The sequence below is a fragment of the Pseudooceanicola spongiae genome, from assembly GCF_014899185.1.
Taxonomy (GTDB): Bacteria; Pseudomonadota; Alphaproteobacteria; order Rhodobacterales; family Rhodobacteraceae; genus Pseudooceanicola; species Pseudooceanicola spongiae.
The window spans coordinates 2188869-2201287 of the sequence record NZ_CP045201.1 but is presented as its reverse complement, the minus strand read 5'-3'; the positions used below and the strand labels follow the sequence as shown (position 1 = coordinate 2201287).

The window sequence follows — 12419 nt, the reverse complement described above, 5'->3', positions numbered from 1 at the left end:
GAAATTTGACCAAAGATAAGAAAAATCGCCTGCCCTGAGCTGTGCGAAGGTCTTTGCGGGTGTTCCTGTTTCGTGCTAAATCTTTCTAAAGTCCTGCGAAAAGGACGATAAAATCGGAAAGAGGCAGTGCGAAATATGCGGGTATTGGGCATCGACCCCGGGTTGCAGAACCTTGGATGGGGCATGATTCGTGTCGAGGGCAGTCGAATTACACACATCGCGAACGGAGTCGTCCACGGCACCGGTGATGATCTGGCGCAAAGACTGCTGGCCTTGCACGTCGGCCTGACAGATGTGATCACACGTTTTCAGCCCGATGCGGCGGCGGTCGAACTGGTCTTTGTGAACCGCGACGGCGCGGGTACGCTGAAACTGGGGCAGGCGCGCGGCATCGCTCTGCTGGTCCCGGCGCAGGCCGGGCTGGCCGTGGGGGAATACGCCCCGAACAAGATCAAGAAAACCGTGGTCGGCGTCGGCCATGCGGACAAGAAGCAGGTGCAGCATATGGTGCGATTGCAACTTCCCGGGGTCGAGCTTGCCGGCCCCGACGCGGCAGATGCCCTTGCTGTGGCGATCTGCCATGCGCATCACATGGGCTCAGGCCTGGCTCAGGCAATCCGGAGGTCGGCATGATCGGCAAGCTCTCAGGTGTTATCGACTACAAGACCCTCGATCACGTGCTGATCGACGTGCGCGGTGTCGGCTATATCGTCTATTGCTCGGACCGTACCCTCGCGGCCCTGCCGGGGCCGGGGCAGGCGGTGGCGCTTTATACCGACATGCTGGTGCGCGAGGATCTGATGCAGCTGTTCGGTTTTCCGACGCTGATCGAAAAGGAATGGCATCGCCTGTTGATGACGGTGCAGGGCGTTGGCGCGAAAGCCTCGCTGGCGATCCTGGGCGCACTCGGGTCTGAGGGCACGGGCCGCGCCATTGCCCTTGGCGATTGGAATGCGATCAAGGTGGCCAAGGGGATCGGCCCGAAAACCGCGCAGCGCGTCGTGATCGAGCTGAAGGACAAGGCGCCGACCCTGATGGCAATGACCTCGATGCCCGCCGCCGCCCCCGGCGATGATGTGCTGGAGGAGGTCAGCACCGTCTCCGCCATGCCCGCGCCAAAGGCCAAACCCAAAGCCGCCCCCAAGGCGGACCCCAATGCCAATGCTCAGGCCGATGCGCTCTCGGCGCTGACCAACCTCGGCTACATGCCGGGCGATGCGATGGGGGCCGTGGCGCAGGCCGCCAGCGATACGCCGGGCCTCGATACCTCTGCCCTGATCCGCGCCGCGCTGCGCCTGCTGGCCCCGAAAGAATGACCCCGGCCCGTAGCACCCCTTGCAAGGCCGCGCCGCCCAACACCATAAGGCCCGCATGAAAACCCCTGATCCGACCATGCGCCCCGAACAGCTGCCCGAGGATGTTGCCGCCGACACCCGTGCGCTGCGCCCGCAAACCCTCGATGATTTCATCGGGCAGGCCGAGGCGCGCGCCAACCTCAAGATCTTCATCCAGTCCGCCCGCCAGCGGGGCGAGGCGATGGATCACGCGCTGTTCCATGGCCCGCCCGGCCTCGGCAAGACGACGCTGGCGCAGATCATGGCGCGCGAGCTGGGGGTGAACTTCCGCATGACCTCCGGCCCCGTTCTGGCCAAGGCGGGCGACCTCGCCGCGATCCTGACCAACCTTGAGGCCCGCGATGTCCTGTTCATCGACGAGATCCACCGCCTGAACCCGGTGGTGGAGGAGATCCTCTATCCCGCGCTTGAGGATTTCGAGCTCGACCTCGTGATCGGCGAAGGCCCCGCCGCCCGCACGGTGAGGATCGAGCTGCAGCCCTTCACCCTCGTCGGCGCCACAACCCGCCTCGGCCTGCTGACGACGCCACTGCGCGACCGTTTCGGCATCCCGACCCGGCTGGAATTTTACACCGTCGACGAGCTTTATGAGATCGTCAGTCGCAACGCCCGCCTGATGGGCTGCCCGGCAGATCCCGAGGGCGCGCGCGAGATTGCCCGCCGCGGGCGTGGCACGCCGCGCATCGCCGGTCGCCTGCTGCGCCGCGTCGTCGATTTCGCCGTGGTCGAGGGCGATGGCCGTATCACCCGGGAGCTTGCCGATTCCTCGCTCACCCGCCTCGGCGTCGATGAACTCGGCCTCGACGGCGCGGACCGCCGCTATCTGCGCATGATCGGCGAAGGCTACGGCGGCGGTCCCGTGGGCATCGAGACGCTCTGCGCCGCGCTGTCAGAAAGCCGCGATGGTCTGGAGGAGGTGATCGAGCCCTACCTGCTGCAGCAAAGCCTGATCCAGCGCACGCCGCGCGGGCGGATGCTGGGGCAACGTGGCTGGCAGCACCTTGGCCTGACGCCGCCGCGCAACGACACCGCTCCGGACCTGTTCGGAGCCTAGCTTTCTGCTTGCAACCGGGGCGCCGACTTGAAAAAGCAGCGCCCCGAGGCGACCCGGCAAAAGGACCCCACCATGGCACATGCCCCCAACCCGCAGCAGATCGACCCGCAGCAGACCGAGGCGTTCTTTACCGACGCCGCTGGCCAGTTCCGCTTTTCCCGCTGGGCGCGCCCCATCGTGCCGGTCGTCTTCGGCGCGGACGAGGCCAGCCTGCCGGCGCTGAAAGGCGCGATAGAGGCGGTCGTCCTCGCCTCCGGTCACAAAATGGCCGAGGCCGATCCCGACCTTGGTGCCAACCTGATGATCTTTTTCCTGCGCGACTGGGCCGAACTGGCGGATGTGCAGAACATGGACCAGCTGGTGCCCGATCTGGCCGGGCTGCTGCCGCGCCTCGCGGCCTCCGGTGCCGATCAGTACCGCTTCTTTCGCTTCGATCAGACCGGCGCGATCAAGGCAGGCTTCGTCTTTCTGCGCATGAACGGCGCGCTGGCCGACATGCCCGCAGCAGATCTCGGGATGGAGCAGGCGGTCAAGTCGATGCTGCTCTGGTCGCCTCAGGCCTTCGCCGACCGGTCGCCCCTTGCCCGCATCGAAAAGACCGGCGCGACCGTGCTGCGCGCAGATATCGCCGCCCTGCTGCTGGCGGCCTACGATCCGATCCTGCCGCCCGCCAGCGAGGATGCCGTGCTGGCGCTGCGTCTGGCGGCGCGCGCCGGGCAACTGATGGGCTGACGGCCTGCATAGGCTTGCCGTTGCCACCCGCATCGGTTTCAGTGCGCCCAACCGAGCGACAACCAAGGATGGCCCCGATGACCCACCTCTTCAATCTGCGTGTCTATTATGAGGACACCGATCTGGCGGGCATCGTCTATTACGCCAACTACCTGCGCTTTATCGAGCGGGGGCGCACCGAGTGGGTCCGCAGTCTCGGCATTGATCAGGGGGCGCTGAAGGCGGAGGAGGGCATCGTCTTCGCTGTCCGCCGGGTTGAGGCCGACTACCTGGCCCCGGCGAAATTCGACGATGAACTGGTGGTCGAGACGACGCCCGCTGCCGTCACCGGGGCCCGCATCACCCTGCTGCAGGAGGTCCGGCGGGGTGGGACTGTGCTGTTTTCCGCGCAGGTGACGCTTGTGGCGCTGTCAGAGACCGGGCACCCGGTGCGGCTTCCGGCGAATATCCGCCTGATGCTTCACTAGTTGGTGTCTGGGGCGGGTTTCCGCCTTATTCCATTGGCCATTCAGCGCGAACTCCTATAATTTGACGCCCAATCAGGTCGCAACAGACGACCGAGGCGGAAAAGAGCAGGCTTAATGGAACCACAAACCCTCGCAATGGCGCAGGAGATTGATTTCTCCATGCTCGGGCTGTTTGCACGCGCAACGCTGACCGTGAAGCTCGTCATGCTGATGCTGACCATCGCGTCCTTCTGGAGCTGGTCGATCATCATTCAGAAACTCATCGCATATCGCCGTGCCCGTGTCGAAGTCGCCGAGTTCGACCGCGCCTTCTGGTCCGGCGAGCCGCTGGATGAACTCTATGACGAAATCGGTGCCGACCCCACAGGCCGGTCTGAGCGAATCTTTGTTGCCGGCATGACGGAGTGGCGTCGCTCGCACCGCTCTGACGGGCAGATGATCGCCGGGGCGCAGGCCCGGATTGACCGCTCCATGGATGTGGCGATCGCGAAAGAGGCCGAAACCCTGCAAGCGGGTCTGCCGGTGCTGGCCACTGTAGGCTCCACCGCGCCCTTCGTCGGGCTGTTTGGTACGGTCTGGGGCATCATGCACGCCTTCATCGGCATCGCCCAGTCGCAGAACACGTCGCTGGCCGTTGTGGCGCCCGGTATCGCCGAAGCGCTTCTGGCGACGGCTCTGGGTCTGCTGGCCGCTATCCCGGCGGTGATCTTTTACAACAAGTTCAGCACCGATTCCGATCGCATCGTCGGCAGCTACGAAGCCTTCGCCGACGAATTCTCGACCATCCTCAGCCGCCAGCTGGATTCCTGATATGGCGGGCGGAGTCATGGCCAAATCCGGCGGAGGCGGCGGGCGTCGCGGTCGCCGCCATGGCGGGCGCGCGCGCCCCATGGCCGAGATCAACATCACGCCCTTCGTCGACGTCATGCTGGTGCTGCTGATCATCTTCATGGTCGCCGCGCCGCTGATGGTCGTCGGTGTGCCGGTCGAGCTGCCGAAAACCGCCGCCGCCGCGCTCCCGTCCGAGCAGGAAGAGCCCCTGACCGTGACCGTCACGGCAGATGGCAGGATCCTGATCCAGACGGCGGAAACCGCGCCGGACGAGCTGCTGAATAAATTGCGAGCCATCGCATCGGAACGGTCTTCGGACCGGGTCTATCTGCGCGCTGATGGTGCAGTTCCATACGAACAGGTCGTTCAGGTCATGGGGGCGCTGAACAACGGCGGCTTCACGAACATCGGTCTGGTCACAGATACCGGCGGCCCGACTTTCGGGTCCGGGGATAACTAGGGCAACGACATGCAGGCGGGTACTGTCATATCCGGCGCAGGTCACATTGGCCTGATCGGATGGTTGCTGTTCGGCAACCTGCTCAGCCCACCTCCGACGGAGGTGGACGTGCAACCTGTGTCCATCATTTCCGAGGCAGAGTTCGCTCAGCTTCAGGCATCGGTCCAGGCACCGGGCGCCGCCACCGACGTGGCCGTGCCCGAAACCCCCGACGACGTCTCGGACCCCGCACCCAATCCCCCCGCGGAGACCGAGGTCACGCCGCCCCCCGCCGCCGAACCCGCGCCGGAGGCCCCCGCGGCCGAGGAGGCCCCTCAGGTGCCGGTCCCCACGCCGCCCGTGGCCGATGTCACCGACACGCCCCCCGAGCAGCCCGAAGCCGTGCCGACCCCGCAGGAAGACGTCGCGACCCTCGTGCCCGAGGATGCGCCGCTGCGCCCCGAGGCCCCGCCGACCCCGCGTCAGGCGCCTCGCATCGCGCCCGAACCCGTCGCCCCACCCGAGCGTGACCTGCCCATCGATGTTGAAAACCGCCCCGAAGTCGCGCCTTCCGAGGCCCCGGCCGAGGTGCCTCTGGACCAGCAGAAGCCGAGCGCTCAGCAGGAGAGCACGACCGAGATCGTGACCGAGGCCGACAAGCCGAATCGTGCGCCGACGACCTCCAAGCGCCCGCAACTGCGCCCGCAGCAGCTGGCCGTCGCACAACCCGAGCCCGAGCCTGAGCCCAAACCGGAGCCGAAGGCCGAGCCGAAGCCCGCCGCCAAGCCTGCCGAGAAACCGGCGGACAAACCCGCGCCCAAACCGGCTGAAAAGCCGGCCGAGGACAAGGCCGCCATCGACAAGGCCCTGCAAGAGGCGCTTTCAGGCGCGTCGGGCACCGGCAGCGATGCGCCAAAACAGGCCCCCGCCGGGCCGCCGCTGACTGCAGGCGAAAAGGAATCCTTGCGCCTTGCCGTGCAAAGCTGCTGGGTGGTCGATCCCGGCTCTCCCGCCGCGCACGTCACGATCACAATCGCCTTTTCGCTGGATCGCAGCGGCAAGGTGCTAGGTAATACACTGAAACTCGTCGGTTCGGACGGTGGTGACGCAGGGGCCGCGCAATCGGCATTTGACGCCGCCCGACGCGCCGTGTTGCGCTGCCAGAAGGAAGGCTACACCCTTCCGGTCGACAAATTCGACCAGTGGAGCGACATCGAAATGACATTCAACCCGGAGAAAATGCGGAACCTATGATGACACGCTTGACCAGGCCCAGCACCATCTTCGCCGCGCTGATCGCGCTGACGACCGCCTGCCTGCCCGGTGTGCTGACCGCACAATCCGGGCCGCTGCGCATCGAGATCACCGAAGGCGTTATCGAACCCTTGCCCTATGCCATTCCCGCCTTCGTGCCGGAAAACCCGGCGGCCGGGCAACTCGCCAGCCAACTCAGCCGCGTCGTGGCGGATGACCTGACCGGCACCGGACTGTTCCGGGAAATTCCGACCAGTGCGCATATCGGCTCCATCACCTCGTTCTCCAGCCCGGTGCAATATGCCGACTGGAAAGCGATCAACGCCGAGGCGCTGATCACCGGCGCCGTTGCCGTGAATGGCGATCAGGTGACGGTGAAATTCCGTCTCTATGACGTCTTCTCGGGGCAGGAGCTCGGCTCCGGGCTGCAGTTCAACGGCACCCAGAACGGCTGGCGCCGCATGGCCCACAAGGTCGCGGATGCCGTCTACACCCGGATCACCAGCGAAGATGCCTACTTCGACAGCCGCGTCGTCTTCGTCGCGGAAAACGGTCCCAAGGATGAACGCCGCAAGCGCCTCGCCATCATGGATTACGATGGCGCGAACGTGCAGTACCTGACCGACAGCTCGTCGATCGTGCTGGCACCGCGCTTCTCGCCCTCGGGCGACCGCGTGCTCTATACCAGCTACGAGAGCGGCGTGCCGCGCATCTATCTGCTCGACGTCGCCAGCGTTGGCCGTCGTGTCCTGAATACCGGCGTCGGCGACATGAGCTTTTCGCCGCGCTTCTCGCCCGATGGGCAGACGGTGGTCTACTCGGTGACGCAAGGCGGCAATACCGACATCTACCGCATGAACATCAGCAGCGGTCAGAGCACCCGCCTGACCAGCGCCCCCTCGATCGAGACCGCGCCCAGCTTCTCGCCCGACGGATCGCGCATCGTGTTCGAGAGCGACCGCTCCGGTGGTCAGCAACTCTACATCATGTCGGCAAACGGCGGCGAGCCTGAGCGGATTTCCTTCGGCGAAGGCCGCTACGGCACCCCCGTCTGGTCGCCGCGCGGTGACATGGTCGCCTTCACCAAGCAGAGCAAGGGCCGCTTCCACATCGGCGTCATGCGCACCGATGGCAGTGGCGAACGCCTGCTGACGGCCTCCTTCCTGGATGAGGGCCCGACCTGGTCGCCGAACGGCCGCGTGATCATGTTCGCGCGCGAAACCCAGGGCGCGTCCGGTGCCTCGGCGCTCTATTCCGTCGACGTGACGGGGCGCAACCTCAAGCGCGTACCGACCGAAGGCGGGGCATCTGACCCGGCGTGGTCGCCGCTGCAACGCTGAGCGGGCCGGTGTCCCGTCGGAGCCGGGGGTGCGAAATTTGCACTGTTCAGTTACCGACGGGATACCGACGCGATACCGACACTGATTTTGCGGGGGCATTCCGCCAACGCCGAACAAATGCTAGTATGACCGAAACACTGAACACGAGGCGTATTGTATGACCTATCTGGCAAAAGCCATTCTTCTCTGTGCCGCGCTGAGCGTTGCGGCCTGTACCAACGGCGGCCGCTTTGGCGGTGGCAACGGTGCCGATGGTGCCAACGGTGCCAACGGCGGCTATGGTGCCAACGGCGGCATGGTCCCCGGCAGCGCCTCTGATCCGGCCTCGCCGCTGTACTTCCAGCAGAGCGTCGGCGACCGCATTCTCTTCCTCGTCGACCAGTCGACCCTGACGGACGAAGCCCGCTTTACCCTCGACGGTCAGGTCCGCTGGCTGAACAGCAACCCCGACTACAGCGCCGTCGTGGAAGGCCACGCCGATGAGCAGGGCACCCGCGAATACAACCTTGCCCTTGGTGCACGTCGCGCCAATGCGGTGATGGAATACCTTGTGGCCAAAGGGGTTAGCCCGGCTCGTCTGCGCACCATCAGCTACGGTAAAGAGCGCCCGATCGCGATCTGCTCCGAAGAGTCCTGCTATGCCAAGAACCGTCGTGCCGTCACCGTGCTGGCCGCCGGCTCGGGCATGTGATCTGATCTGAGGGAGTTCGTATAGATGCGCCGGATATTGTTCGCCGTCCTTTGCCTGCTGACACTGCCCGTCGGCACCGCCATCGCCCAGAGCCGCGATGAGACGCTGGCCGATATCCGGCAGCAGCTGACGACCCTGCATGTGCAGATCCAGAACCTCAAGCGGGAGCTGTCGACCACCGGCAGCTCCGGCAACCTGACTGCCAGCACCGAACCGCTGGAACGCCTCAACGCGATCGAGAGCGAACTGCGCCGCCTCACCGGCAAGACCGAGGAGATGGAGCACAAGATCGAAAGCGTCGTGACCGACGGCACCAACAAGATCGGTGACCTCGAATTCCGTCTGGTGGAACTTGAAGGCGGCGATGTCTCCAAACTGGGCACCGCCACGACGCTCGGCAGCGGCGCGTCCTCCTCGGGCAGCGCCTCCGGGTCCAGCAGCCAGTCGGCAGCGCCTGCGCCCGCAGCGCCGTCCGAATCCTCCGCCGCCGTCAGCTCACCAGAGCTGGCAATCGGCGAGGAGGTTGATTTTCAGGCCGCGCAGGACAAGCTGGCCAGTGGCGACTTTGCTGGGGCCATGAGTGGTTTCGAGGCCTTCAAGACCACCTATCCCGGTAGCCCGCTGCAACCTGCCGTACAGCTTGGCATGGGGCGCGCGCTTGAAGGACAGGGGGATACCAAGGCCGCCGCCCGCGCCTATCTCGACAGCTTCTCGCTCGATCCGCAGGGCCAGACGGCGCCTGTGGCCCTGTTCCGGCTGGGCAGCCTGCTCGGCGCGTTGGGTCAGAAAAACGAGGCCTGTGTGACCCTGGGTGAGGTGTCCAAGCGCTTTCCCGGCTCCTCGACAGCTGAGCAGGCGAACTCTGAAATGCGCGCGCAAGGGTGTTCGTGAGGCGATCGCAAACCTTGTTTCGGCAGGCCGTGGCGGCACACTTTTCGCCGGGGCCTGAACACAAGATCGGCGTTGCAGTCTCAGGCGGCGGCGATTCGCTCGCACTTCTGCATATTCTGGCGGAGGTCGCCGCAGAGATGCCTCTGACGCTGCGGGCCGTGACTGTCGATCACGGGCTGCGTCCCGATTCTGCCGATGAAGCGCAGACGGTCTCGCGCCTCGCGGCAGAGCTGGGGATTGCCCATGATACCCTCACCTGGAAAACCTGGGACGGCACCGGGAACCTTTCCGCTCAGGCCCGCCGTGCACGCTATGACCTGCTGAGTGGCTGGGCGCTCCGGCATAGCATTGATCAGGTGGCGCTTGGCCATACAGCCGATGATCAGGCTGAAACGTTTCTGATGCGCCTGGCGCGCGCCTCCGGGGCCGACGGGCTTTCGGGGATGCCGGTGCGCCGCAGCCATGGTCACGTGACCTTCGTGCGCCCTCTGCTGGATCAGACGCGCGCGTTCCTGCGCAGCTATCTGACGGCCAAGGGTGTCGTCTGGATCGATGACCCCACAAACGAGGATCCGCGCTACGAGCGGGTGCGCATCCGCAAGGCGCTGGACCAGTTGCGCCCGCTTGGCCTGACCCCGCAAGTGATTTGCGAGACCACGAAAAACCTTGCCGCGGCGCGCAGTACGCTGGGTTGGTATGCCTGCGCCGAGGCCCGCCAGCATGGGCGTATCGACGCAGGCGATGTGGTCTTTTCCCGTGCCGGGTTTGCCACGCTCCAGCCCGAAATCGCGCGCAGGCTGTTGCAGCAGGCGCTCGTCTGGGTCGCTGGCACCGAATATCCGCCCCGCCGAAGGGCCATCGCGCTGGCGTTGCAGGCAATCCGCGCTGGCACCGGCATGACGCTGAACGGCTGCAAGGTCGCCGTGACGGGGCAGAGTATCCGGGTCTTTCGCGAATACTCTGCCGTGCAAGCGGTTGTCACATCACCGGAAAATCTCTGGGATGGGCGCTGGTCACTGACCGGTCCGGGGCAGCCCGGCGACAAGGTGCGCGCTCTCGGCACAGACGGTCTGTCGCAGTGTCCGGGCTGGCGCGAGGTCGGCAGACCGCACGGCTCCCTCGTGGGCTACCCTTCGGTGTGGCGCGGTGATACACTGCTCTCAGCGCCACATGCGGACTTTGGGCAAGGATGGGCCGCAACACTGCTGCGAGACAGCGATGTCTTCTTTGATGCGCTCCTTGTCCATTGAATGCTGCGTAATGAAACATATTTAACCCCGAACGGCCTTATGTTAGGCGCAAGATTACCTGTTTTGATTGGAGAGCTCACGTGGGCACCGCAAAAAACCTCGCTTTCTGGGCCGTGCTGCTTCTGCTGATCGTGGCACTGTTCAACCTGTTCAGCGGGTCGGGGAACACGCTGCAAAGCCAGACTCGGCCCTATTCGCAGTTCGTGACCGAAGTTGGCGATGGTTTCGTCAAATCCGTGACGCTGGATGGCGAAAAAGTTCTGTACCGTGGATCTGACGGCAAGGACTATGTCACGATCAAGCCGTCTGACGCAGAGGTCACCAACCTGCTGCTCGACAAGAGCATTCCCGTCAGCGCGAAAAGCCAGGAAGAGAGCGGCTTTCAGGCGTTCATCATCTCGCTTCTGCCTATCCTGCTGCTGATCGGCGTCTGGATCTATTTCATGAACCGCATGCAGGGCGGGGGCAAAGGCGGAGCCATGGGCTTTGGCAAGAGCCGCGCCAAGCTGCTGACCGAAAAGCAGGGCCGCGTCACCTTTGATGATGTCGCTGGTATCGACGAGGCCAAGGAAGAGCTGGAAGAAATCGTCGAATTCCTGCGCAACCCGCAGAAATTCAGCCGTCTCGGCGGCAAGATCCCCAAAGGCGCTCTGCTGGTCGGCCCTCCGGGCACTGGTAAGACGCTGCTGGCGCGCGCGATTGCGGGTGAGGCGGGCGTGCCCTTCTTTACCATCTCCGGCTCGGACTTCGTTGAGATGTTCGTTGGTGTCGGTGCCTCCCGCGTGCGTGACATGTTCGAGCAGGCCAAGAAGAACGCCCCCTGCATCGTCTTCATCGACGAGATCGACGCCGTCGGTCGCCATCGTGGCGCAGGCTACGGCGGTGGCAATGACGAGCGTGAGCAGACCCTAAACCAGCTGCTGGTCGAGATGGACGGCTTTGAGGCCAATGAGGGCGTGATCATCGTCGCCGCGACCAACCGTCGTGACGTGCTCGACCCCGCTCTGCTGCGCCCCGGCCGCTTTGACCGTCAGGTCACCGTGCCGAACCCCGATATCAAGGGCCGCGAGAAGATCCTCGGCGTGCACGCCCGCAAGACCCCGCTCGGCCCCGACGTCGATCTGCGTATCATTGCGCGCGGCACTCCTGGCTTTTCCGGTGCGGACCTTGCGAACCTTGTCAACGAAGCAGCGCTTATGGCCGCCCGCGTTGGTCGTCGCTTTGTGACGATGATCGATTTTGAGAGCGCCAAGGACAAGATCATGATGGGGGCAGAGCGCCGCTCCATGGTGATGACGCCCGCACAGAAGGAAATGACCGCCTATCACGAAGCTGGCCACGCCGTCGTCGGCATGGCGCTGCCCAAGTGCGATCCGGTCTACAAGGCAACGATCATTCCACGCGGGCAGGCCCTGGGCATGGTGATGTCGCTGCCTGAGATGGATCAGCTCAACTACTTCAAGGACGAGCTGGAACAGAAGATCGCCATGACAATGGCCGGCAAGGCTGCCGAGATCATCAAGTACGGCGAAGGCACTGTCTCGAATGGTCCCTCGGGCGACATCATGCAGGCGTCCAATCTGGCGCGTGCGATGGTGATGCGTTGGGGCATGTCAGATCTGGTCGGCAACATCGACTACCAGGAGGCCGCAGAGGCCTTCCGTGGGGGCGGCGCCGGTGGGTTCTCCATCTCCGCCAATACCAAGGAGCTGATCGAGCAAGAGGTGAAACGCATCATCGACGAGGGCTATCAGCGCGCCTATGGCCTGCTGTCCGAGCGTCACGATGAATGGGAACGCCTCGCGCAGGGTCTGCTTGAGTACGAAACCCTGACCGGCGCCGAAATCGAACGTGTGATGAAGGGTGAGCCGCCAAGCTCCACCTCGGGCGAGGATGACAACTCCAGCTCCGGCAATGCACCTTCGGTTGCCGCGATCCCGAAGACCAAGCCGCGCAACAAGCCGGAAAACGGCGGGATGGAGCCGGAGCCTTCCTCCTGATCTGACCTGATATGACCAAAGTGAAACCGGAGCCGCTCAGTGGCTCCGGTTTTCTTTTGTGCACTGGCTTGCAGCTGCCTGCCGTCCCGGTCCATCCTGTCGCTACTTCGCTGCA

General features: G+C 64.6%; 13 protein-coding genes. All 13 read left to right on the top strand.

Annotated features, from left to right (window positions below; translation table 11 throughout):
• Nucleotides 1–135 precede the first annotated feature (135 nt).
• The 13 genes from ruvC to ftsH all read left to right on the top strand — a co-directional run bounded on the left by ruvC (nucleotide 136) and on the right by ftsH (nucleotide 12304).
• Entirely contained in the window at nucleotides 136–633 is a 498-nt protein-coding gene (gene ruvC, locus F3W81_RS10405) for a crossover junction endodeoxyribonuclease RuvC (RefSeq protein ID WP_193079105.1), read from the top strand.
• Entirely contained in the window at nucleotides 630–1316 is a 687-nt protein-coding gene (ruvA, locus tag F3W81_RS10400) for a Holliday junction branch migration protein RuvA (protein ID WP_193079104.1), read from the top strand. The genes ruvC and ruvA overlap by 4 nt, the downstream gene beginning before the upstream one ends.
• Before the next feature lie 55 nt (nucleotides 1317–1371).
• Nucleotides 1372–2409: a Holliday junction branch migration DNA helicase RuvB gene (gene ruvB / locus F3W81_RS10395; RefSeq protein ID WP_193079103.1), complete on the top strand. Its 1038-nt coding sequence runs from the start codon at nucleotides 1372–1374 to the stop codon at nucleotides 2407–2409.
• Between the two features lie 72 nt (nucleotides 2410–2481).
• The gene (locus tag F3W81_RS10390) at nucleotides 2482–3141 is read left to right on the top strand and encodes a hypothetical protein (RefSeq protein WP_193079102.1); all 660 of its coding nucleotides are present in this window, start codon (nucleotides 2482–2484) and stop codon (nucleotides 3139–3141) included.
• Nucleotides 3142–3218: 77 nt separating this feature from the next.
• On the top strand, nucleotides 3219–3608 hold the full coding sequence (gene ybgC, locus F3W81_RS10385; protein ID WP_193079101.1) for a tol-pal system-associated acyl-CoA thioesterase: 390 nt from the start codon (nucleotides 3219–3221) through the stop codon (nucleotides 3606–3608).
• Nucleotides 3609–3722: 114 nt separating this feature from the next.
• Nucleotides 3723–4418, top strand: a complete 696-nt coding sequence (gene tolQ, locus F3W81_RS10380; protein ID WP_193079100.1) for a protein TolQ — start codon at nucleotides 3723–3725, stop codon at nucleotides 4416–4418.
• A 1-nt stretch (nucleotide 4419) separates the two neighbouring features.
• Nucleotides 4420–4899, top strand: a complete 480-nt coding sequence (tolR, locus tag F3W81_RS10375; RefSeq protein WP_193079099.1) for a protein TolR — start codon at nucleotides 4420–4422, stop codon at nucleotides 4897–4899.
• Between the two features lie 9 nt (nucleotides 4900–4908).
• Nucleotides 4909–6132 carry a cell envelope biogenesis protein TolA gene (locus tag F3W81_RS10370; protein ID WP_193079098.1) on the top strand — a complete coding sequence of 408 codons (1224 nt, stop codon included), beginning with the start codon at nucleotides 4909–4911 and terminating at the stop codon, nucleotides 6130–6132.
• The gene (tolB, locus tag F3W81_RS10365) at nucleotides 6132–7472 is read left to right on the top strand and encodes a Tol-Pal system beta propeller repeat protein TolB (protein ID WP_193079097.1); all 1341 of its coding nucleotides are present in this window, start codon (nucleotides 6132–6134) and stop codon (nucleotides 7470–7472) included. Before F3W81_RS10370 ends, tolB begins: the two co-directional genes overlap by 1 nt.
• A 157-nt stretch (nucleotides 7473–7629) precedes the next feature.
• Nucleotides 7630–8163, top strand: a complete 534-nt coding sequence (gene pal / locus F3W81_RS10360) for a peptidoglycan-associated lipoprotein Pal (RefSeq protein WP_193079096.1) — start codon at nucleotides 7630–7632, stop codon at nucleotides 8161–8163.
• A 24-nt stretch (nucleotides 8164–8187) separates the two neighbouring features.
• Entirely contained in the window at nucleotides 8188–9054 is an 867-nt protein-coding gene (ybgF, locus tag F3W81_RS10355; RefSeq protein ID WP_193079095.1) for a tol-pal system protein YbgF, read from the top strand.
• A gap of 14 nt (nucleotides 9055–9068) precedes the next feature.
• The gene (tilS, locus tag F3W81_RS10350) at nucleotides 9069–10304 is read left to right on the top strand and encodes a tRNA lysidine(34) synthetase TilS (RefSeq protein WP_226941634.1); all 1236 of its coding nucleotides are present in this window, start codon (nucleotides 9069–9071) and stop codon (nucleotides 10302–10304) included.
• A gap of 80 nt (nucleotides 10305–10384) precedes the next feature.
• On the top strand, nucleotides 10385–12304 hold the full coding sequence (gene ftsH / locus F3W81_RS10345; protein ID WP_193079093.1) for an ATP-dependent zinc metalloprotease FtsH: 1920 nt from the start codon (nucleotides 10385–10387) through the stop codon (nucleotides 12302–12304).
• Nucleotides 12305–12419 lie beyond the last annotated feature (115 nt).

Excerpts from the sequence above, each read along its gene's own strand:
- ruvC (WP_193079105.1), top strand. The coding sequence starts at position 136 with ATGCGGGTATTGGGCATCGACCCCGGGTTGCAGAACCTTGGATGGGGC.
- ruvA (WP_193079104.1), top strand. The coding sequence starts at position 630 with ATGATCGGCAAGCTCTCAGGTGTTATCGACTACAAGACCCTCGATCAC.
- ruvB (WP_193079103.1), top strand. The coding sequence starts at position 1,372 with ATGAAAACCCCTGATCCGACCATGCGCCCCGAACAGCTGCCCGAGGAT.
- F3W81_RS10390 (WP_193079102.1), top strand. The coding sequence starts at position 2,482 with ATGGCACATGCCCCCAACCCGCAGCAGATCGACCCGCAGCAGACCGAG.
- ybgC (WP_193079101.1), top strand. The coding sequence starts at position 3,219 with ATGACCCACCTCTTCAATCTGCGTGTCTATTATGAGGACACCGATCTG.
- tolQ (WP_193079100.1), top strand. The coding sequence starts at position 3,723 with ATGGAACCACAAACCCTCGCAATGGCGCAGGAGATTGATTTCTCCATG.
- tolR (WP_193079099.1), top strand. The coding sequence starts at position 4,420 with ATGGCGGGCGGAGTCATGGCCAAATCCGGCGGAGGCGGCGGGCGTCGC.
- F3W81_RS10370 (WP_193079098.1), top strand. The coding sequence starts at position 4,909 with ATGCAGGCGGGTACTGTCATATCCGGCGCAGGTCACATTGGCCTGATC.
- tolB (WP_193079097.1), top strand. The coding sequence starts at position 6,132 with ATGACACGCTTGACCAGGCCCAGCACCATCTTCGCCGCGCTGATCGCG.
- pal (WP_193079096.1), top strand. The coding sequence starts at position 7,630 with ATGACCTATCTGGCAAAAGCCATTCTTCTCTGTGCCGCGCTGAGCGTT.
- ybgF (WP_193079095.1), top strand. The coding sequence starts at position 8,188 with ATGCGCCGGATATTGTTCGCCGTCCTTTGCCTGCTGACACTGCCCGTC.